Origin of the sequence: Parabacteroides sp. AF14-59 (genome assembly GCF_003479515.1) — a bacterium.
In the GTDB taxonomy this organism is placed as follows: domain Bacteria; phylum Bacteroidota; class Bacteroidia; order Bacteroidales; family Tannerellaceae; genus Parabacteroides; species Parabacteroides faecis.
Genome location: NZ_QUHH01000015.1, coordinates 22,029 through 42,872, shown reverse-complemented (window position 1 = coordinate 42,872; position 20,844 = coordinate 22,029). Strand labels below are relative to the sequence as shown.

Annotated in this window: 18 protein-coding genes and 4 riboswitches; of the genes, 7 read left to right on the top strand and 11 right to left on the bottom strand. The window is 46.6% G+C overall.

Annotation, left to right across the window (positions count from 1 at the left end; genetic code table 11):
* Positions 1–206 precede the first annotated feature (206 nt).
* Positions 207–2,414, bottom strand: a complete 2,208-nt coding sequence (locus DWW23_RS16195) for an anaerobic ribonucleoside triphosphate reductase (RefSeq protein ID WP_122354321.1) — start codon at positions 2,412–2,414, stop codon at positions 207–209.
* A 287-nt stretch (positions 2,415–2,701) separates the two neighbouring features.
* Positions 2,702–2,984, top strand: a riboswitch (cobalamin riboswitch).
* A gap of 58 nt (positions 2,985–3,042) precedes the next feature.
* Here DWW23_RS16195 and DWW23_RS16190 point away from each other — a divergent pair.
* From DWW23_RS16190 to DWW23_RS16165, 6 genes are all read left to right on the top strand, one after another.
* Complete coding sequence (locus DWW23_RS16190; protein ID WP_122354320.1) at positions 3,043–3,258, top strand: cysteine-rich CWC family protein; 216 nt, start codon at positions 3,043–3,045, stop codon at positions 3,256–3,258.
* Between the two features lies 1 nt (position 3,259).
* Positions 3,260–4,774 (top strand): acetyl-CoA carboxylase biotin carboxylase subunit, encoded by a 1,515-nt coding sequence (gene accC, locus DWW23_RS16185; protein WP_122354319.1) that lies wholly within the window; start codon positions 3,260–3,262, stop codon positions 4,772–4,774.
* A 36-nt stretch (positions 4,775–4,810) separates the two neighbouring features.
* Positions 4,811–5,332, top strand: coding sequence for a biotin/lipoyl-containing protein (locus DWW23_RS16180; protein WP_122354318.1), 522 nt, complete (start codon positions 4,811–4,813; stop codon positions 5,330–5,332).
* A 1-nt stretch (position 5,333) separates the two neighbouring features.
* On the top strand, positions 5,334–6,866 hold the full coding sequence (locus DWW23_RS16175) for an acyl-CoA carboxylase subunit beta (protein ID WP_122354317.1): 1,533 nt from the start codon (positions 5,334–5,336) through the stop codon (positions 6,864–6,866).
* Between the two features lie 117 nt (positions 6,867–6,983).
* Positions 6,984–7,268, top strand: a riboswitch (cobalamin riboswitch).
* Between the two features lie 60 nt (positions 7,269–7,328).
* Positions 7,329–7,541 carry a hypothetical protein gene (locus tag DWW23_RS16170; protein WP_122354316.1) on the top strand — a complete coding sequence of 71 codons (213 nt, stop codon included), beginning with the start codon at positions 7,329–7,331 and terminating at the stop codon, positions 7,539–7,541.
* A gap of 2 nt (positions 7,542–7,543) precedes the next feature.
* Complete coding sequence (locus DWW23_RS16165; protein WP_122354315.1) at positions 7,544–9,220, top strand: putative transporter; 1,677 nt, start codon at positions 7,544–7,546, stop codon at positions 9,218–9,220.
* A gap of 102 nt (positions 9,221–9,322) precedes the next feature.
* On the opposite strand, the gene DWW23_RS16160 is transcribed toward DWW23_RS16165, so the two are convergent.
* The 10 genes from DWW23_RS16160 to DWW23_RS16115 all read right to left on the bottom strand — a co-directional run bounded on the left by DWW23_RS16160 (position 9,323) and on the right by DWW23_RS16115 (position 18,160).
* Positions 9,323–10,180 carry a F0F1 ATP synthase subunit gamma gene (locus tag DWW23_RS16160; RefSeq protein WP_122354314.1) on the bottom strand — a complete coding sequence of 286 codons (858 nt, stop codon included), beginning with the start codon at positions 10,178–10,180 and terminating at the stop codon, positions 9,323–9,325.
* Positions 10,181–10,246: 66 nt separating this feature from the next.
* Positions 10,247–11,827, bottom strand: a complete 1,581-nt coding sequence (atpA, locus tag DWW23_RS16155; RefSeq protein ID WP_122354313.1) for a F0F1 ATP synthase subunit alpha — start codon at positions 11,825–11,827, stop codon at positions 10,247–10,249.
* A 12-nt stretch (positions 11,828–11,839) separates the two neighbouring features.
* Entirely contained in the window at positions 11,840–12,382 is a 543-nt protein-coding gene (locus tag DWW23_RS16150) for a F0F1 ATP synthase subunit delta (protein WP_122354312.1), read from the bottom strand.
* Between the two features lie 3 nt (positions 12,383–12,385).
* Positions 12,386–12,886 (bottom strand): F0F1 ATP synthase subunit B, encoded by a 501-nt coding sequence (atpF, locus tag DWW23_RS16145; protein ID WP_122354311.1) that lies wholly within the window; start codon positions 12,884–12,886, stop codon positions 12,386–12,388.
* A 14-nt stretch (positions 12,887–12,900) separates the two neighbouring features.
* Complete coding sequence (gene atpE, locus DWW23_RS16140; RefSeq protein WP_122354310.1) at positions 12,901–13,158, bottom strand: ATP synthase F0 subunit C; 258 nt, start codon at positions 13,156–13,158, stop codon at positions 12,901–12,903.
* A 52-nt stretch (positions 13,159–13,210) separates the two neighbouring features.
* Entirely contained in the window at positions 13,211–14,269 is a 1,059-nt protein-coding gene (atpB, locus tag DWW23_RS16135; protein ID WP_122354309.1) for a F0F1 ATP synthase subunit A, read from the bottom strand.
* Positions 14,247–14,678, bottom strand: a complete 432-nt coding sequence (locus tag DWW23_RS16130) for a hypothetical protein (protein ID WP_122354308.1) — start codon at positions 14,676–14,678, stop codon at positions 14,247–14,249. Before DWW23_RS16130 ends, atpB begins: the two co-directional genes overlap by 23 nt.
* Before the next feature lie 12 nt (positions 14,679–14,690).
* Positions 14,691–14,930 carry a F0F1 ATP synthase subunit epsilon gene (locus DWW23_RS16125; protein ID WP_122354307.1) on the bottom strand — a complete coding sequence of 80 codons (240 nt, stop codon included), beginning with the start codon at positions 14,928–14,930 and terminating at the stop codon, positions 14,691–14,693.
* Between the two features lie 6 nt (positions 14,931–14,936).
* Positions 14,937–16,454, bottom strand: coding sequence for a F0F1 ATP synthase subunit beta (atpD, locus tag DWW23_RS16120; protein ID WP_122354306.1), 1,518 nt, complete (start codon positions 16,452–16,454; stop codon positions 14,937–14,939).
* Between the two features lie 371 nt (positions 16,455–16,825).
* Positions 16,826–18,160, bottom strand: coding sequence for a threonine/serine exporter ThrE family protein (locus tag DWW23_RS16115; RefSeq protein WP_122354305.1), 1,335 nt, complete (start codon positions 18,158–18,160; stop codon positions 16,826–16,828).
* Between the two features lie 48 nt (positions 18,161–18,208).
* Positions 18,209–18,491: riboswitch (cobalamin riboswitch) on the bottom strand.
* A gap of 113 nt (positions 18,492–18,604) precedes the next feature.
* A riboswitch (cobalamin riboswitch) is annotated at positions 18,605–18,801 on the top strand.
* 32 nt (positions 18,802–18,833) lie between these two features.
* Here DWW23_RS16115 and DWW23_RS16110 point away from each other — a divergent pair.
* Positions 18,834–20,834 carry a TonB-dependent siderophore receptor gene (locus tag DWW23_RS16110; RefSeq protein ID WP_122354304.1) on the top strand — a complete coding sequence of 667 codons (2,001 nt, stop codon included), beginning with the start codon at positions 18,834–18,836 and terminating at the stop codon, positions 20,832–20,834.
* Positions 20,835–20,844 lie beyond the last annotated feature (10 nt).

Genomic DNA, 20,844 nt, shown 5'->3' with positions numbered 1-20,844 from the left:
TTATTATTTACAAGAAAATATTGTTTCGGTCCTTATCAAAATTGAACCTATTCAGATCGTATTAGGGGACGCAGATGACGCAGAATACGCAGACGCTCGCAGACTTTTTATTTTCTTTAAAACAATATATTATCTGTGTTTATCTGCGCTCGTCTGCGTCATCTGCGTTCCTTAATACAAACCGAATATATATAGCTCAAATATTTCTAATTATGAATAATTCTGTCATTTAGTTCCGCTAATTTGGCATTATTCCAGCGGTCGGTTGTTCCTACCAGGTAACCGGTGATGCGCTGCAACTTATCCAAATGCTTGCTGCCGCACTTCGGACATTCTTCCATGTGAGCATCTGCATTTTCATAGCCGCATTCCAGGCAACGGTTACGGTTATGGTTTACCGAGCCGTATCCGATATTATATTTGTCCATCATGTCGACCACTTTCATGATCACTTCCGGGTTGTGGGTTGCATCGCCGTCTATTTCGACATAGAAGATATGACCGCCACCTGTTAATGCGTGGTAAGGAGCTTCTACTTCTGCTTTATGACGGGCACTGCATTTGTAATATACCGGAACATGGTTGGAGTTGGTATAATACTCACGGTCGGTTATGCCGGGTAATATACCGAATTTCTTGCGGTCGCGTGCCGTGAATTTGCCGGAAAGACCTTCGGCCGGAGTTGCCAGCACACTGTAATTATGCTGATATCGTTCCGAGAACTGATTTACGCGGTCGCGCATATAAGTGATAATTTTCAGACCTAGCTCCTGTGAAGCCGCGTCTTCGCCATGATGTTTGCCGGTCAGGGCAACCAGACATTCAGCCAGTCCGATGAATCCGATACCCAGTGTTCCCTGGTTGATAACCGGAGCGATCGTATCTGTCGGTTTTAACTTTTCGCTACCCAGCCAAAGTGAAGTCATCAGCAACGGGAACTGTTTGGCATAAGCTGTTTTCTGGAATTCCATACGCTCATGCAACTGGCGTGCAGTAATTTCCAGCATTTCGTCCAGCTTGGCAAAGAAGCGTGCGGTGCGGAGTTCTTTATCTTCGATATCCATACATTCGATAGCCAGGCGTACGATGTTGATAGTCGAGAAAGAAATGTTTCCGCGTCCGATAGAAGTCTTCGGTCCAAAGCGATTCTCGAATACGCGGGTACGGCATCCCATTGTTGCTACCTCATACATATAGCGTTGTGGGTCGTCCGCTTTCCAGTCTTCATGCTGGTTGAATGTAGCATCCAGGTTCAGGAAGTTCGGGAAGAAACGGCGGGCAGTCACTTTGCATGCCAGTTCGTACAAGTCATAGTTGCGGTCTTCCGGCAGATAGCTGACGCCACGTTTCTTTTTCCATATCTGGATCGGGAAGATAGCCGTTTCGCCGTTGCCGACACCACGATAAGTACTTTTCAATATCTCACGAATGATGCAACGCCCTTCGGCTGAAGTATCCGTACCGTAGTTGATAGAGCTGAACACCACCTGGTTGCCACCGCGTGAATGAATGGTGTTCATATTGTGAATGAAAGCTTCCATCGACTGATGGACACGGCTGACAGTTTTATTAATAGCATGCTGTATGATCCGTTTGTCACCGCTCAGGCCATCCAGCGGACGCGTTACATAGTCGTCCAGTTCTTTATTATACAGATGTGAGTAATCCACGCCGTTCAGGTCTTCCAGGTTCTTGATCTCTTCAATAAAGCTGTTACGTACGTAAGGAGCCAGATAGAAGTCGAAAGCGGGGATAGCCTGTCCGCCGTGCATTTCGTTCTGAGCTGTTTCCAGGGAGATGCAGCCCAGGATGCTGGCTGTCTCGATGCGTTTTGCCGGGCGTGATTCGCCATGTCCGGCAGAGAATCCATATTTAAGGATGCGGTCCAGCGGATGCTGAACGCATGTCAGGCTCTTGGTCGGGTAATAATCTTTATCATGAATGTGCAGGTAGTTGTTTGCAACGGCCTCTTTTACCTCTTCACTCAACAGGTAATCGTCGACGAACGGTTTGGTGGTTTCACTGGAGAATTTCATCATCATGCCTGCAGGAGTATCTGCATTCATATTGGCATTTTCGCGCGTGATATCGTTCGATTTGATGTTGATAATCTCCAGGAACATATCGCGTGTTTTAGCTTTACGGGCAACACTGCGCTGGTTACGGTAAGCGATATATTTCTGTGCAACGTCCTTACGGCTACTGTTCATTAGTTCCAGTTCGACTGCATCCTGTATCGCTTCGACTGTCATTTGCGGTTCTCCTTTGAATGAAATATGATCCGTAATCTGGCGGATCAGCTGCAAATCCTCCCCATTTTCTGTATGCAGCATGGCTTTTCGTATCGCTGTTACTATCTTCTCCTCATTAAATCCGACGATACGTCCATCCCGTTTGATAACTGTTTGTATCATGATAAAATTGATAATATATTTATGTTGTTTTTACTCCAACAAAGGTATACTTAAACTGTATATGGTGTTCTTTTTGGAAAACTTTTAACGAGTTAAATTATGTCAATCTACTGATTGTTAGATATGAAATAAAGAAAAGTGGAAAACTTTTAGATTTTCTGTGTTGAAAATGTTTTCCAAAAAGGATAGTTGAGTGTGAGCTCTCTTCTAACCATTGCATTATCAGCCTCTTATGTGTCCCAATAAAAAATATGCACAATTTGGAGTAAAATGTGTAATATTTTCTCTACATTTGCCGCCGAATCGGTTCTGTATTATCTGGTCGGGTGATACAGATTAAAAGGGAATCGGGTGTAAATCCCGGACAGTCCCGCTGCTGTGAAGCTCCGTTCAACATTCTGAAAACAACTAATGCCACTGACGATTCAGTTGACAGTGGAAAGTTGACAGTAGACAGTTTTTCTGTCCGTATTTATCTGTCAACTGTCACATGTCAACTATCAACTTTCCGTCGGGAAGGCTTCAGAATGGGAGTCAGTCAGAAGACCTGCCATTCATTAAAGGCTCATGTCCTCGTGGGTTAGGATACGGGTTCGAAAAGATTGTTTATTTCAAAAATTATCAGATTATGGAGAAAGATTGTCCGCGTTGTGGGGTCTCCTTTGTATGCCGGGTAGACGATATCTCTGCCTGTCATTGTGCACCTGTGAAATTGGATGAGCTCCAGCTTGCTTATGTAAAGATGCATTATCCGGGATGCTTATGCAATTCCTGTTTGAATGAGATAAAGAAATATTTCTATGCCTGCGAGGTGAATCCCCGCTATAAACATTTAAAGCATTGATATGATACGGAAAATATTGATCGCAAATCGTGGTGAGATCGCGGTGCGTGTGATGCGCTCCTGCCGGGAGATGGGAATACAGTCTGTGGCTGTATTTTCGGAAGCCGACCGGGCCGCCCGGCACGTGCTTTATGCCGATGAAGCTTGCCTGATAGGCCCTGCGGCCTCCAAAGGGAGTTATCTGGATATTGAAAAAATTATTCAGGCAGCCAAACTTCATAAGGCAGATGCTGTTCACCCCGGTTATGGCTTTCTTTCGGAGAATGCCGCTTTTGCCCGGAGATGTAAGGAAGAAGGGATCATTTTTATCGGCCCGGCTCCTGAAACGATGGAAGCGATGGGAGATAAGATCTCTGCCCGCAAACGTATGATCGAAGCCGGCGTACCGGTAGTTCCCGGAACACAGCAGCCGTTGCAGAGTGCGGAAGAAGCAGTTCGGGTTTGTAAGGAGATCGGTTTTCCTGTGATGCTGAAAGCATCGATGGGCGGCGGTGGAAAAGGGATGCGGCTTATTTATAAAGAGGAAGAGGTGGTGGAAGCCTATAATTCCGCCCGTTCGGAATCTCTTTCTTCTTTTGGAGACGATACTGTTTATCTGGAGAAGTTTGTGGAAGAGCCCCATCATATCGAATTTCAGATTCTGGGCGATAATCACGGGAACGTGATCCATCTCTGCGAACGTGAATGTTCGGTACAACGGCGTAACCAGAAGATCGTAGAAGAAAGCCCGTCACCGTTTATTACGGCTGAATTGCGGAAAGATATGGGAGAGAAAGCTGTTGCTGCGGCAAAGGCCGTTCATTATTCCGGTGCAGGTACCATCGAATTTCTGGTGGACAAACATCGGAATTTTTATTTCCTGGAAATGAATACCCGCCTACAGGTGGAGCATCCTATCACGGAAGAAGTATTGGGTGTCGACCTGGTAAAAGAACAGATCCGGGTGGCTAACGATGAGCCGCTCCATATCCGTCAGGAAGAGATAGCCCAGCGTGGCCATGCTATCGAATGCCGTATCTGTGCGGAAGATACCGAAGCCGGATTTATGCCGTCTCCCGGTGTGATCAGGCAACTGACGGAACCGAACGGTATCGGTGTCCGTGTGGACAGTTATGTGTACGAAGGATATGAGATACCGGTTTATTACGACCCGATGATCGGCAAACTGATCGTATGGGCGACCAACCGCCAGTATGCAATCGAACGTATGCGGCGTGTACTGCACGAATACAAGATCACCGGATTGAAAACCAATATCAGCTATCTGCGCCGGATCATGGATACGACTGATTTTGTACAGGGGAAATATGATACTTCTTTTATTGCGAAAAATGCGGAACAATTACAGCATCCGGTAAGTGAGAGTGGTACGGAAACCGAGAATGTGGCTATGATCGCTGCCTATATCGATTATCTGATCAACCTGGAGGAAAACAAGTCGGGGTTGGCGTCGGATAACCGTCCTATCAGCCGCTGGCGTGAGTTCGGTCTTCAGAAAGGCGTCTTGCGCATTTAATAATTGGTTCATTAGCATATTAGAAAATTATTCATTATGGAAATACATATAGGAAAAAGAGTGGCGGATGTATCGCTGGTCAGCAAGGAAGGGAATAAGGTGCAGTTGACGATAGACGGTGTCCCTTATGAAGTCGATATTATGATGGCCGAGAACGGTGCCTGCTCTATTTTGCACAACGGTAATTCGTATAATGCCGAACTGATCCGGGGAGAAGGAGGCAAAAGTTATACGGTGAATACACATTTCCTGTCTTATGCCGTCGATATTGTCGATACACAGATGAAATATCTGCGTATGCGTAAGAGCAGCGAAGAACGGCAGGATAACAAGATCGTTTCTCCTATGCCCGGAAAAGTCGTGAAGGTGTTGGTGGAGAAAGGCGACCGTCTGGAAGCCGGTGATATCGTCATCGTGATAGAGGCGATGAAAATGCAGAGTAATTATAAGGTAAGTTCAGCCTGTACGGTACGTGAGGTATTGGTCAAAGAAGGAGATTCGGTAGCAAGCAACCAGGTTCTTCTGTCGCTGGACGTAATAACAGATAAAGAAGAATAAAATGGGAAAGGAACAGTTGTATAAGACCTTTGAAGAACTGGATAAGACAGCTTCGCAGGGAGGTGGTATTACCCGTATCGAAAAGCAGCATGAATCCGGCCGGATGACAGCCCGCGAACGGATCGATATGTTGCTGGATAAAGGGACGTTCAACGAATTGGATAAATTTGTGGTTCACCGCTGTACGAATTTCGGCATGGATAAGAATAAAATCCCCGGCGACGGGATCGTATCCGGCTACGGTAAAGTAGACGGACGGCAAGTCTTTGTCTATGCCTACGACTTTACAGCCTACGGAGGTACGTTGAGCGCGACGAATGCCGCCAAGATAGTGAAAGTTCAGCAACTGGCACTGAAAAGCGGTTCACCGGTCATTGCCCTGAACGATTCGGGAGGAGCCCGTATCCAGGAAGGTGTGAACAGCCTGGCCGGATATGCTTCTATTTTTTATCAGAATACGATGGCCTCGGGTGTCGTTCCTCAGATCTCGGCTATTCTGGGACCTTGTGCCGGTGGGGCCTGTTATTCTCCGGCATTGACCGATTTTATCTTTATGGTAAAGGATAAAAGCCACATGTTCATTACCGGACCGGATGTAGTCAAGGCGGTCACTCATGAGGAAGTGGGGAAGGAAGAACTGGGAGGTGCCTATACGCATAGCAGTAAGAGCGGTGTCACCCATTTTATGTGCGATACGGAAGAGGAAACATTGATGAGTATTCGTGAATTGCTGAGTTTCCTTCCTTCAAATAATATGGAGGATGCACCGGTCGTTTCCTGTTCCGACGATGTCCGGCGTGAAGATGAAGCTTTGCAACAGGTGATCCCGGATGATCCGAATGTGCCTTACGATATCAAAGATATCATAGAACCTGTTGTCGATAATCATTATTTCTTCGAGGTAATGCCTCATTTTGCAAAGAATATCGTAGTCGGTTTCGCCCGTTTGGGCGGACGTTCGGTAGGTATCGTTGCCAATCAACCGGCATTTCTGGCAGGCGTGTTGGATATCGATGCTTCCGATAAGGCGGCACGCTTTATCCGCTTCTGCGATTGCTTCAACATCCCGTTGATCACATTTGAAGATGTTCCGGGATTTTTGCCCGGTTGCCAGCAGGAACATGACGGTATTATCCGCCACGGCGCCAAGATCGTGTATGCTTATGCGGAAGCGACCGTTCCCAAGATCACGCTGATCACCCGGAAAGCCTATGGCGGTGCTTATATCGTGATGTCGAGCAAACCGACCGGAGCCGATATAAACCTGGCCTATCCGATGGCTGAAATCGCCGTGATGGGAGCTGAAGGTGCTGTGAATATCCTGTACCGGAAAGCAACCGGCGAAGAAAAAGAACAGGCAATGAAAGAGTATACCGAGCAATTCTCCAATCCTTACCGGGCAGCCGAACAAGGATTTATCGATGAGATTATCATGCCGAGGCAGACTCGCTTCAAACTGATACAGGCGCTGGAGATGGCAAAGAACAAGAGCCAGAGCAATCCGCCGAAGAAACATGGCAATATGCCATTATAACGATTTGATTTTGTTGTTAGAATTTATGAATGGCAATCCCTGTCGACCGTGAGGCTGGCAGGGATTTTTTATTGTAAAAAACTTATGATTAAATAGTTGTTATATCTTTTTATTTTGTAGTTTTGCCGTCGAATTGGTTCCGTATCGTCTGGTCGGATGATGTGGATTAAAAGGGAATCGGGTGTAAATCCCGGACAGTCCCGCTGCTGTGAAGCTCCGTTCAACATTCTGAAAACAACTAATGCCACTGACGATTCAGTTGACAGTGGAGAGTTGACAGTTGACAGTTTTTCTGTCAGTATTTTATCTGTCAACTGTTATCTGTCAACTGTCAACTATTGCGTCGGGAAGGCTTCAGGATGGGAGTCAGTCAGAAGACCTGCCGTTCATTAAAGGCTGTTTTTCTCGTGGGTTAGAAAAGTAGTTCGAAAAGAATATTTATCGTTTAAGGAGGTAACATTTATGGAGAAGCTTTGTGCGCGTTGCGGCGCGAAGTTATCAGGTTGTGACGGCTTTTCGCCGGAGGATCAGCATGTATTTACCGATCTGGATCAATGCCAGCAGGTTTTTATCAGGGTCTATTATAAGGATTGCCTGTGCCCTTCATGTGTTCAGCATGTAAAGGATAATTTTTATGCTTTTGATATTTCATCTGCATATCTGAAAAATAAATAATTATGGAGTGGATAAGTGAACTGCTGTGGGGAGAGGGAATAGGGCATTCTATTCTTTTGTTATCGCTGGTGATCGCTGTGGGAATCCAGTTAGGCAAGATCAAGGTATTCGGTATCTCATTGGGTATAACCCTGGTGTTGTTTGTCGGTATCTTACTGGGACATTTCGGTTTTACCATTAATCCAGCCGTGATCCATTTCTTCAAGGAGTTCGGGTTGATCCTGTTCGTTTATTCTGTCGGTATGCAGGTCGGTCCCGGTTTTTTCTCTTCGTTCAAAAAGGGGGGAATGACATTGAACGGGTTGGCTTGCGGAATTGTTTTCCTCGGCGTTGTAACGGCGTTGGTCATTCATTTCATAACGGATATTCCCATGCCGACAATGGTCGGTATTTTGTCGGGAGCGGTAACAAATACACCCGGTTTGGGTGCGGCCCAACAGGCTTTTACCGATATGACGGGTACATCGAATGAAACGATCGCGCTGGGATATGCTGTTGCTTATCCGCTGGGGGTTGTCGGTATTATCCTTTCCATGTTGTTTGTCCGCTACATTTTTCATATCAGTTTTGAGAAAGAGACAGAACAACTGGAAGCGGAGAACGATGTGCATAACAGTGAAGCGACTCCCATATCGCTTGTCGTGAAGAATCCCGCACTTTTCGGACGGAAGGTGATGGAACTCGGCGCTTTTCTCGAACACCGGCAATATGTGATATCCCGTATCTGGCGGAAGAAGAGCAATAAAGTCGAGATCGTGACCGGCAATACGATTCTGGATGAGGATGATAAGATATTTGTGATCACAACAGAGCATGACGCAGAGACTATAAAAACTTTTGTCGGTCCCGAAATAGAAATGGACCGTAAACAGTGGATCCCTGCTGAAAGTGCTTTTGTGAGCCGTCGTATTCTGGTTACCAAACCGGAACTGACTGGTTCCCGTCTGGGTGATTTGCAGTTACGGCGTTTGCACGGTATCAATGTGACGCGTGTAAACCGTGCCGGAGTCGAACTGGTGGCTACTCAGGGACTGCAATTGCAGGTGGGCGACCGCGTAACGGTGGTCGGTAGTGAACTGGCTGTCGATAAGGTGAGTACGATATTGGGTAATTCGATGAAGCGTTTGAATGAACCTAACCTGATCCCTATTTTTATCGGTATCGCTTTGGGTATTATTCTGGGTAGTATCCCATTCACTGTCCCGGGAATCCCGCAACCGATCAAACTAGGTCTGGCGGGTGGTCCGCTGGTGGTTTCTATTCTATTGAGCCGCTTCGGATATCGTTACAAGTTGGTTACTTATACGACCCAGAGTGCCAACCTGATGCTGAGGGAGATCGGTATAACCATGTTCCTTGCTTGTGTCGGATTGAGTGCCGGAGACGGATTCGTGGATACGATTGTCAATAAAGGGGGAGTTGCCTGGATCGGTTACGGTTTTATTATAACGATGTTACCGTTGCTGATCATCGGTTTTGCCGGCAGGTATTTCTTCAAACTGAATTATTTTACGCTGATGGGATTGCTGGCCGGTAGTACGACCGACCCTCCTGCGTTGGCTTATGCGAATGCAACGGCAGGCAACGACGCTCCAGCAGTCGGATATGCGACGGTTTATCCGTTGACCATGTTCCTGCGCGTACTGACTGCCCAATTAATGATATTATTCTTCTGCTAAATTTAATAGATTTGGTTGTTAGAAAATTGTTCAATAATAATTTTAAAGCCGGAAGCCCCGCCGAAGTGATTCGCCGGGGCTTCAATCATTATAAGTAGAAGATTATTGACCACTCCCGCCCATAATATCCAGCAATTCGTTTGTGATTGCCTGCTGGCGGGTTTTATTGTATTGCAATGTCAGTTCCTGGATCAGGTCGTTGGCATTGTCGTTGGCCGTCTGCATGGCGAGCATGCGGGCGGCATGTTCAGCCGTGACGGTGTCGAGCAAAGTCGTGTAGATATGCAAGTGGAGAACTTTGGGCAATAGCAAAGCCAGTAGTTGCTCTGCCGACGGTTCCAGGATATAATTCAGCGATTCCTTTGCCGGGTCTGTCTCCGGTAAGGTGACCGGCAGGAACGTTTTTTCAGTCAGCACCTGCTCTGCCATATTCTTGAAATGATGATAAAGCAGTTCTACCCGGTCTGCCTGCCCGGTAGTATATAAGTCCATCAATGCTGTAGCCAGCCGTGCCGCATCTTCGTAAACCGGTTTATCACCGATTGTCAGGAAGCTGTCGTCTGTCTGGTAACCTGCTTTATGCAACTCGTCCGCTATTTTCTTTCCGACCGGATAAATGTGTACGGCGATACTGTCCGCCTCATATTGGTGGAGGCGGGCAGTCAGCTCTTTCCAAACATTGGCATTGAAAACACCGCATAATCCGGTATTGGATGAAAAAGCGACAATAGCGACTTGTTTCACCTTACGCACTGCTGTATAAGGTGAATTCAAATCATTCTCGGCAGACAAGGTCCCGCTCAATATGGCGCTCAGCTTGTTCTCGTATACCAGCAAATGTTCGATAATCGTTTGCGTATGATGCAGCTTGGCAGAAGACACCATCTTCATGGCTGAAGTGATCTTCTGCGTATTCCGGATCGACGCAAGGCGAACTTTTATTTCTTTCAGTGATGACATAGTTTTTGAGTTGACAGTTGATAGTTGACAGTTGACAGTTGGTGGTTGATAGTTGACAATTAACTGTCAATTGTCACTTGTCAACTGTTTTGCCGTTTCTTCCAGGATATTACGGACTTCATCGTTTATCACGCCGGATTTCAGTACATCCAGTACATCCTTCTGATGATTGGTGATCAACGTCTGAAGGAATGCCTTCTCAAATTCGTGTACTTTATTCAACGGAACTTCCTTCAACAAGCCTTGTGTACCGCAGTACAGGATTGCAATTTGCTGTTCCACGGGCATCGGGTTGTATTGGGGCTGTATCAACAGTTGTGTATTCTTTTGTCCTTTATCGATCGTGAAGGCCGTAACCGCATCCATTTCGCCGCCGAATTTAGTGAACGATTCCAGTTCGCGGAACTGTGCCTGGTCGATTTTCAGTGTACCGGCCACCTTCTTCATCGCTTTCAACTGGGCGTTACCACCTACACGGGAAACGGAAATACCCACATTGATAGCCGGGCGGTTACCCTGGTTGAACAGGTCTGTTTCGAGGAATATCTGTCCGTCGGTGATAGAGATCACGTTCGTCGGGATATAGGCGGAAACGTCGCCGGCCTGTGTCTCGATGATCGGCAGGGCAGTCAGGGAGCCGCCACCTTTTACAAGGTCTTTCATGCTTTCCGGCAGGTCATTCATTTCGCTTGCCACTTCCTGCTGGTTGATGATCTTGGCTGCACGTTCCAGCAAACGGGAGTGCAGATAGAAAATATCACCCGGATAGGCTTCACGTCCGGAAGGACGGCGAAGAATCAGAGATACTTCACGGTAAGCTACTGCCTGTTTGGACAAGTCATCGTAAACGACCAGTGCATGGCGTCCGCTGTCGCGGAAGAACTCACCGATAGCCGCTCCGGCGAAAGGAGCGAAGTACTGCATGGCAGCCGGGTCGGAAGCCGTGGCGCTGACTACGATTGTGTAGTCCATCGCCCCTTTTTCCTGTAATGTATTGACCAGGGAAGCCACGGTCGAACCTTTCTGCCCGATTGCAACGTATATACAATAAACGGGTTTCCCGGCTTCGTAATTACTGCGCTGGTTGATGATCGCGTCGATGGCGATAGACGTCTTTCCCGTCTGGCGGTCGCCGATGATCAACTCACGTTGTCCGCGTCCGATAGGGATCATGGCATCGACAGCCTTGATTCCGGTCTGCAACGGTTCGTTTACCGGCTGGCGGAAAATCACGCCCGGTGCTTTCCGTTCCAGAGGCATCTGGTATTTTTTACCGGTAATCTCCCCTTTCCCGTCAATCGGGTTTCCCAGCGGGTCGATTACACGTCCGATCATATTCTCGTTTACGTTGATGGATGCGATACGGCGTGTACGTTTTACGGTATCGCCTTCTTTCACCTGGTCGGTCGGTCCGAGCAGTACGGCACCCACATTGTCTTCTTCCAGGTTCATGACGATAGCCTCCATACCGTTGTCGAACTGTAGCAATTCGTTGGCCTCGGCATTATCCAGTCCGTAGATACGCGCCACACCGTCGCTCACTTGGAGTACGGTACCTACCTCCTCCAGATGGATACTGGTTTGAATACCTTCCAGCTGCTGGCGTAATATGGCGGAAACTTCACTTACTTTTATCTGGTCTGTCATACGTTTTACTTTTTAATTTTTTTCGATTAGCTGATTCCTGATCTCCCGGAGTTGCCGGGCATAGCTGGCATCTATCCGGTAGTTACCGATACGTAGCACGAAACCTCCGATCAGTTCCGGCCTCGTCACTCCCATGAACTCGATGGTATTGCCGGTTTCCTTTTTCAGCCGTTCCTTCAAATGTTCCTGCGTAGCTTCGTCTACCGGAACGGGAGTTTTGAACAATACCCGGGTAATCTTTTTATCCTTCCGGTACATATGGATATAAATGTATGCCATAAGCGGTAGCAAGCTCTCTCTTTTGCGCTGAAGTACCAGGCGGATAAAGCGGATAAACAGCTCGCAGACTTCCAGTCCGGCCGCCGTTTTGAGCAACTTCACTTTTTCCTCTTCCGGAAAGATCGGGTTATCCAGTACGGCTTTCAGTCCCGGCTCCTGCTCGAAACTGACGGCCAGCATCTTCATATCATCATATACCCGGGTTTCCTGTTGCTTGTCTTTTGCCAGTGAAAAGAGTGCTTTGACGTACCGGGAAGAGATTGTACCTACATCCATATATTATGATTTACTAAACGAAACATTGTCGAGCAGCCCGTTGATGATCTTTTCCTGTTCATCCGTGCGGCTGATCTCCTCTTTCATTACTTTCTCTGCAATGGCAACGGACAGGTCGGCTATCTCGGTGCGGACTTCGCGGATCGCTTTGTCTTTTTCCTCCCGGATGCGCCGGGTAGCCTCTTCCAGTTGCATATGCGCTTCAGCCGAAGCCTTTTGCCGGGCTTCGCTGATAATCTGTTCTTTTTCGACCAGGGCTTCTTTCAGAATCGTATTCTGCTGCTCTCTTGCCTGGGCAAGAATCTTTTCTCCTTCGGCCTGGATGCCGGCAAGCTGTTCGTTTGCCTGACGAGCCGATTCAAGGGAACGATCGATGTATTCTTTCCGTTGTTCCACGGCCTTGATAATGACCGGAAAGCCATACTTGGAAAGAATGACAAAGACGATTCCGAAAGAAAGGATCATCCAGAATAAAAGCCCTGCGTCTGGTGTGAGCAATGACATAGTTCGCTTTTATTTTATTGGAACAATCCTAAGAAACATACTACGATCGCAAACAGGGCGACACCTTCCACCAACGCACCCATGATAAGCATGGATGTACGGATATCACCGGCTGCCGACGGCTGACGGCTGATTCCTTCAACTGCTCCTTTTCCAATCAGTCCGATACCGATACCTGCGCCGATAGCGGCTAATCCTGCACCTACGGTTGCTCCAAGTTTTGCGATGCCCATACCGGCTGTTGCTGCTTGTAATAAAATTGCTGATAACATAGTTTCAATCTTTTAAATGAATTAGTAACCTTGTTTTTAATAATATGTTTGTTTATTCCCGTACCTTGGCCAGTCCGATATAGTTGGCGGACAGTAAGGTGAATATATAGGCTTGCAAGCATGCCACCAACAGTTCGAGGCAGTTCATGAACACGGTGAACAATACGGAAACGACTGTCATCGTGCCGTTGATAGCTGTCCCCATCGAGGCGGTGATAAATATCAGGCAAGTCAGTGCCAGAATGATCGTATGCCCTGCCATGATATTGGCAAACAGACGGATCATCAGGGCAAACGGCTTTGTGAATACGCCGAAAAATTCCACGAAGGGCATGATCGGCAAAGGCAGTTTCAGGAAGATAGGGGCATTCGGCCAGAATATCTCTTTCCAGTACGCCTTGGTAGCAAACAAGTTTACTGCCAGGAAGGTACAAACTGCCAGTACGGCGGTGATCGTAATATTACCTGTGATGTTGGCACCTCCGGGGAATACCGGAATGATACCGATCAGGTTATTGATCAGGATAAAGAAGAACACCGTCAGCAGGTATGAGGAGAAAGGTTTGTATTCCTTTCCGATCCCTTCCTTCACCACTCCTTCGTGGATGAACATGACCGCCATCTCCATCAATCCCGTAAATCCGCCCGGAGCTTCATTCGGATGCTTCTTATACCATCGGGCTGTCCTAAGGACGATGAAAAGCAGTATCCCGCAACTGAGCAACAGGCCGCAGACATTTTTGGTCAGCGATAGGTCCAGCGGTTTGACTTCTTCTCCTTTGCTGTTTTTCTCCACTACCTTCCCCGCATGATCGCCTTCTTCTGCAATATAGTAGTTGTGATGCAAATTTCCATGATGCAGATGCGAGGAGAGGAACAGGTCCCATCCGCGCTCTTCACTTTTCAGCAGGATGGGAAGGGGTATGGATATTTCCTTTCCGTTCCATTCCGTGATATGCCAGGTATAAGCGTCCTTGATGTGAGAAAAAACGATATCCTGCACATCCACCTCACCCGGTTTGCTTTCTGCGGCAGCACTTGCCGGAAAGCTGATCCACGCCAGTAACAAGAAGGTAAACCATAACAGGTTATTGTTTTTTATTCTGCTCATCTTTTTCTTTCTTTTCACTTTTCATTCTCTTTTTCTCAAACAGATACAATGTATATGTTTCCAGCACAAGATAAATGAAATAGAACAACATCATCGTAAAGCCAAAGGCTTTCAGGTTTTGTCCGACCAATCTGGCATATAACCAGAGGAAAACCAAAGCGAGCGTGAACTTGCATAGCCGGACTACCATATAAGTAACCACCGTGACATCTCCGTGTTTCCGTTTTACATGATCCAGAAAAAAGATCATCAACATACTGCTTAACCAATAGAATACCGGTATTGACGGATACCACTCATAATAGTGCGAAGGCCAGATGGTGTATAACAGCCCCCCCAAAGAGACGCCGATAACTACATTAATAAAGGTAGTCAAGCCCATTAGCTTCATTCTTAATCTACCGCTCATGATCGTATTTTTTTATTCGATGCATACGGACAGGATATCGTCTTTTATCTCGACGAATCCGCTCTGTATATTTATTTCCTGTTGTTCTTCTTTCCCATTTGCCTGGTACCGGATTGCCCCTGCTTCGAGGGCAGCTATCATCGGAGCGTGATGAGGCAGCACATCGAACGAGCCTGCCGTACCCGGAAAGGATACATAATTCGTTTCTCCTTTGAATAAAATGCCGTCGGGGGATATGATTTCCAGTTCCATGCTTTATTAATTTGCTTGTTCTGCCAGTTTCTTTCCTTTTTCAATCACATCTTCAATCGTTCCTACATTCAGGAAGGCCTGTTCAGGGATATCGTCTGTCTCTCCGTCCATGATCATATTGAATCCGCGGATCGTATCTTCGATAGAGACCATTACACCCGGTACGCCGGTGAACTGTTCTGCCACGGCGAAAGGCTGCGACAGGAAGCGTTGTACGCGGCGGGCGCGATTAACCGTCTGGCGGTCCTCGTCCGAAAGTTCCTCCATACCCAGGATTGAGATGATGTCCTGCAATTCCTTGTTACGCTGGAGGATCTGTTTTACACGCTGGGCTGTTTCGTAATGTTCCTTGCCGACAACCAGCGGGTCGAGGATACGGGAAGTCGATTCCAACGGGTCGACAGCCGGGTAGATACCGAGCTCCGTGATCTTACGGCTCAACACGGTGGTTGCATCCAGGTGTGTAAAGGTGGTTGCCGGAGCCGGGTCTGTCAAGTCGTCGGCGGGCACATACACAGCCTGTACGGATGTGATAGAACCTTTCTTTGTCGAAGTGATGCGTTCCTGCATAGCCCCCATTTCTGTTGCCAGGGTCGGTTGATAACCTACGGCAGACGGCATACGTCCCAACAGGGCGGATACTTCCGAACCGGCTTGCGTGAAACGGAAGATATTATCGATAAAGAACAGGATATCGCGTGTCTCGCCCTCCGGAGCCAGGTCGCGGAACGATTCGGCTATTGTTAAACCGGATAGGGCCACCGAAGAACGTGCTCCCGGGGGTTCGTTCATCTGCCCGAATACCAGGGTAGCCTGCGATTTCGCCAGTTCTTCATGGTCTATCTTCGACAGGTCCCAATGACCGGCTTCCATACTTTCTTTAAATTCCTTGCCATAACGGATCACGTTCGACTGGATCATCTCGCGCAGCAGGTCGTTACCTTCACGGGTACGTTCACCTACACCGGCGAAAACGGAGAATCCGTTGTTTTTCTTGGCAATGTTATTGATCAGTTCCATGATAAGAACTGTCTTACCTACGCCGGCACCACCGAAAAGTCCGATTTTACCACCCTTGGAATAAGGTTCCAGCAGATCGATCACTTTAATACCTGTGTAAAGGACGTCCTTACTGGTTGTTAAATCCTCAAACTTCGGTGGTTCACGATGGATGGGAAGAGCTCCTTTACGATCCAGTTCTTCCATCCCGTCGATCGAATCACCGGTCACATTCATCAAACGCCCTTTTACCTGGTCACCAACAGGCATGGTAATGGGCGAACCGCATGATACGGCTTTCATTCCTCGCTGCAGTCCGTCCGTCGTGTCCATAGCCACTGTACGGACTGTGTTTTCCCCAATATGCTGCTGTACTTCAACAATCAGCACTTTTCCATTGGGGCGGGTTATCTCCATTGCATCGTGGATGCGTGGTAACACGATTTTCTCTTCTTTTTCATTATCGAAGTGAATATCCACTACCGGACCGATAACCTGCGAAACATAACCTTTTGTTTCTCCCATACAATTCTTTTTCTCCTCGTCTAATTATTTTTCAACGCTGCAATATTACGAAAACAACCCGCCGGAAACCCGAAGATATTACTTTTTTGGCTTTTTTGCACTTAGTTAAACTTTAAACTAATTTGTGTTGTGTTTTGAAATGAACCAACCATTTTGAAATATGGAACAATTCGGAGTGGTAAAGGCCCTTCCTATTTGTCAATAATGGGTTATTTTAGGGCTGAATGCAAAGTGAAGGAGAAATCGTTGTAGTGTTTCCCTTTGTTAAAAAAACAGTTTATTATAATCGTTTCTATATTAATATATGTAAGAGGCTACCTCAAAATTGTATGGGGTAGCCTCTTATTTTTTATATTAGGAATAATAAATTTTTACCATTCAAGGAATTTTCCACGTTGCCGGCGTTTCTCCAATTCTTCTTGTAGATGTCGCTGCCGGTCCTTGGCTATATATTGACGGGCAAAGATATTAGGAACAGCAACACCTAACGATATACAGAGAATGATAAGGGCGGAATTGATACCGTTGAAGAAGGCGTTCGTTACCTCACCGATCACTCCATGCAGATTGATAAATGCTAATAAAGAGCGGTACATCAGGACGCCCGGGATCATGGGAATAACAGACGGGATCGTTAATACGTGATTAGGCACATGAAACCAGTGGACTGCTTTCACTGCGAGCACGCTGACAACGAAACTACCCATAAACGAACCGATCACAGGACCGTAACCCAGTTCGAAGTTTACAAAGTTGCGGGTACATACGGCAATGATACCTCCAACGGCAACAACCCATAACAGACGGCGCTGAATATTGAAGATCATAGAGAATCCGATAGCGGCGATAGCTGCAGCGATCGCATACACATAATACGGATCATGCGGAACCATACTTAACTCACTGAACTTATGGTCGATCGCAACGTCGTTCATGACAAGTATGCGCAATGCGAATGCAATACCGAACGTCATCGCAACTACCATCATAGCCGTGTTGGCGGCACGTGTCATCCCGACGAGCAGATGGTTATCGAGCATATCGTCTACGAAGTTGATCAAAGGTACTCCCGGTACAATGAACAGGGCACAGGCGAGTAGCGGATGATAAGGCGTCTCGGACAATCCCGAGAAGGAAGAAAGATACGCAGTGCAGGTCGCGGCAAAAGCGGCGAGTGCTATACTCATATATACATTTAATCCGGCTTCTATGCATCGGGCACGTATCCTGAAACCAATGAATGCACAAATGGAAGCAAACAGAAAGGCGATCCAGTCGGAACCGAACAATTTACAGAAACCGCCACAGGCGAATCCTGCACCGATAGCTACGATATAAGGTGTATAATTCCGGGGCTTTTTGGCTATCTTTTCCAATTCCTCTTCATATTTGTCCAATGAATAGTCCTCTTCGATAGCACACCATGAAAGATCGCTGATCTGCGAGATCGCGGTCATGTTGATACCATGTTTCTCACATTTCTGGAATTTGGAAAACGAATTTCTTTCATCACTTACATTGACCATGATCATCGTCCACCGGATATCGATGTGTAATTTCTCTTCCGGAATACCCATAAAAGCTGCTACTCGTTTCATGTTCCGTTCAATACGGTTGGTATCGGCAGCACTTTCCATCAATAATTTGCCTGTACGCAGCAAAAGGTCCAGTTTACGTCGTAATAACAATACTTCCTTGTCTGTCATCTTTTTGTTTAATTCTAAAATGTTACATCCTTATCCTAACCCACGAGGATATGAGTCTCAACGAACGGCAGGTCTTCTGACTGACTCCTATCCTAAAAGCCTTCCCGACGGAATAGTTGACAGTTGACAGATAACAGTTGACAGATAAAATACGGACAGAAAAACTGTCATTTGTCAACTTTCCACTGTCAACTGAATCGTCAGTGGCAAAAGTAGTATTAGGCTGTTAACGGAGCTTCACAGCAGCGGGACTGTCCGGGATTTACACCCGGTTCCCTTTTAATCCGTATTCCCGAACGGGAGCTACGAAACCAATTCGGGCGCAAAGGTACTGATTTTTTCATTACATTCATCTGTTCCCTTTTATTTGTGTATTCAGATTCGTAATATTTGAAAGTGACCGGTCTGGTAGTTGAGATTACCGATATATTTCGTACTTTTGCCATCGGATTATGGTGTAACGGTTTAGTTTTCGCTATCCGTTAGTAAAAGGGAATCCGGTGCAAGTCCGGAACTGTACCCGTAGCTGTAAGTTCTGTAACCCCGGCAATCTTGTTGCCACTGGGAATTTATGATTCCTGGGAAGGCGGCCGGTCATGGGAGAACAAGTCAGAAAACCTGCCATTATTTTATATGCGATACCTCGGGTATAGGTGTTGATAGACCTGGATATATGCGAATATTATATGTTAAAATGATTGTATGCCTGCCAGGCATATTTTTGTGCGTACCTACTATGTACGCACAAACAATTGATACGACAGCTTATCACCAGCTTTCCGGTGTTGAGGTGGTGGAAAAGGCACGTCCTTCCACAACCCGTGAAGCAACTCCTCTGCAAATAATGGACCGTTCCGGAATTGAACGCCTGGGAATACAGGATCTTTCGGAAGCAGTGAAACGTTTCTCCGGTGCAACAGTGAAGGATTACGGTGGGATAGGGGGATTGAAGACGGTTTCCGTGCGTAGCCTTGGGGCACAACATACGGCTGTCAGCTACGATGGAGTAACGATCACGGATGCCCAGAGCGGACAGGTGGATATCAGCCGCTTCTCACTGGACAATGTGGAGATGGTTTCACTTTCGATCGGGCAATCAGATGATATTTTCCAGACAGCACGGATGTATGCGTCGGCAGGGGCGTTGAGTGTGAAGACACGTAGACCTGTATTTGATGGAAAACCGATGAATCTTCAGGCGAAAGTGAAAGGAGGTTCTTTTGGTTTGTTCAACCCGATGGTTCGTTATGAACAGAAGATAAGTAACCGCTTTTCCGCTTCTTTGCATGCCGACTGGCTAAGTGCAAAAGGGGAATACCCTTTTACTTTGGTAAACGGAAATGTTGTAACCGAAGAAAAAAGGAAGAACAGCGATATCCAGGCACTTCGTCTGGAAGGAAATCTGTATGGAGACCTGGGTAAGGCCGGAACATTGACCGGTAAAGTCTATTATTACGATTCAGAACGCGGACTCCCCGGTTCGGTGATATTGTATAGCAACAGTAACCGGGAACGCTTGTGGAACAATAATTTCTTTACCCAGTTGCAGTATTCCAACAAACTAACGGACAATTTATCTTTGCAGGCACATGCCAAGTATAATTATTCTTTCAGCAAGTACCGTGATGTAAGTAATAAATACTCAGGAGGTAAGCAAGAAGATTTGAATACCCAGGAAGAGTATTACGGTTCGGTAGGCGTACTTTATTCACCCTGGAAGAACTTCTCGACTTCTCTTACGACTGATTTAGCCCATAATATGCTGGATAATAACTTTATGAATGCACCGCAACCCAAGCGTTTGACTTCACTGTCAGTGTTATCCGCCCAATATAAGAACTCGATGTTTACAGCAACAGCCAGCTTACTGGGTACTTATATGACCGACAAAGTAAAGGCTGGCGATAAACCGGCCGACCGTAAACGTTTGTCTCCTGCGGTTAGCGTATCGTTGAGGCCTTTTCCCGATAATGCCTTTCGTGTACGTGCCTCTTACAAAGATATTTTCCGTGTCCCGACTTTCACTGATCTATATTATCTCCGTATGGGAAATACGAACCTGCAGCCGGAAAAGGCTACACAATATAATCTGGGGCTGACCTGGAGCGGAGAAGCAGGGAATCTCTTTCGTTATCTGAGTCTTTCGGCCGATGGTTATTATAATAAGGTGAAGGACAAGATTGTTGCTATTCCGACGATGTATATATGGAAGATGATGAATATGGGAGAAGTCGATATCAAAGGTTTGGATGTGAATTTCTCATCTGAAACCTCTCTGCCGGCAAAGATGACCTTACTCCTCTCTGCCACATATAGTTTTCAGAAAGCAATCGATATAACTGATCCTGATGCAAAAAATTACAAGGATCAGATACCATATACTCCGAAACATTCGGGAAATGCATCGTTGACCTTGGAGAATCCGTGGGTCAACGTCTCTTATAGCTTGACTGCGGCGGGTGACAGATATGCTTTGCCTCAAAACATAGAAAGCAACCTTATTGCCGGATATGTAGAACAGGGAATATCTCTTAACCGTGAGTTTGTGGTAAAAAAATGTAAGTTGCGTTTGCAGGGAGAAGTGATTAACCTGGGTGACAAAACATATGATATTATTCAATACTATCCGATGCCGGGTCGTTCCTGGCGTTTGAGTGTGAGTATAGTTTATTAATGATAAATAA

Bases quoted from the DNA above. Each gene is read 5' to 3' on its own strand.
- accC (WP_122354319.1), top strand. From the start codon at position 3,260: ATGATACGGAAAATATTGATCGCAAATCGTGGTGAGATCGCGGTGCGT.
- DWW23_RS16175 (WP_122354317.1), top strand. From the start codon at position 5,334: ATGGGAAAGGAACAGTTGTATAAGACCTTTGAAGAACTGGATAAGACA.
- DWW23_RS16115 (WP_122354305.1), bottom strand. From the start codon at position 18,160: ATGACAGACAAGGAAGTATTGTTATTACGACGTAAACTGGACCTTTTG.
- atpF (WP_122354311.1), bottom strand. From the start codon at position 12,886: ATGTCATTGCTCACACCAGACGCAGGGCTTTTATTCTGGATGATCCTT.
- DWW23_RS16165 (WP_122354315.1), top strand. From the start codon at position 7,544: ATGGAGTGGATAAGTGAACTGCTGTGGGGAGAGGGAATAGGGCATTCT.
- DWW23_RS16160 (WP_122354314.1), bottom strand. From the start codon at position 10,180: ATGTCATCACTGAAAGAAATAAAAGTTCGCCTTGCGTCGATCCGGAAT.
- DWW23_RS16195 (WP_122354321.1), bottom strand. From the start codon at position 2,414: ATGATACAAACAGTTATCAAACGGGATGGACGTATCGTCGGATTTAAT.
- DWW23_RS16110 (WP_122354304.1), top strand. From the start codon at position 18,834: ATGCGAATATTATATGTTAAAATGATTGTATGCCTGCCAGGCATATTT.
- atpD (WP_122354306.1), bottom strand. From the start codon at position 16,454: ATGGGAGAAACAAAAGGTTATGTTTCGCAGGTTATCGGTCCGGTAGTG.
- DWW23_RS16180 (WP_122354318.1), top strand. From the start codon at position 4,811: ATGGAAATACATATAGGAAAAAGAGTGGCGGATGTATCGCTGGTCAGC.
- atpA (WP_122354313.1), bottom strand. From the start codon at position 11,827: ATGACAGACCAGATAAAAGTAAGTGAAGTTTCCGCCATATTACGCCAG.
- DWW23_RS16170 (WP_122354316.1), top strand. From the start codon at position 7,329: ATGGAGAAGCTTTGTGCGCGTTGCGGCGCGAAGTTATCAGGTTGTGAC.
- DWW23_RS16130 (WP_122354308.1), bottom strand. From the start codon at position 14,678: ATGAGCGGTAGATTAAGAATGAAGCTAATGGGCTTGACTACCTTTATT.
- atpE (WP_122354310.1), bottom strand. From the start codon at position 13,158: ATGTTATCAGCAATTTTATTACAAGCAGCAACAGCCGGTATGGGCATC.
- atpB (WP_122354309.1), bottom strand. From the start codon at position 14,269: ATGAGCAGAATAAAAAACAATAACCTGTTATGGTTTACCTTCTTGTTA.
- DWW23_RS16150 (WP_122354312.1), bottom strand. From the start codon at position 12,382: ATGGATGTAGGTACAATCTCTTCCCGGTACGTCAAAGCACTCTTTTCA.
- DWW23_RS16190 (WP_122354320.1), top strand. From the start codon at position 3,043: ATGGAGAAAGATTGTCCGCGTTGTGGGGTCTCCTTTGTATGCCGGGTA.
- DWW23_RS16125 (WP_122354307.1), bottom strand. From the start codon at position 14,930: ATGGAACTGGAAATCATATCCCCCGACGGCATTTTATTCAAAGGAGAA.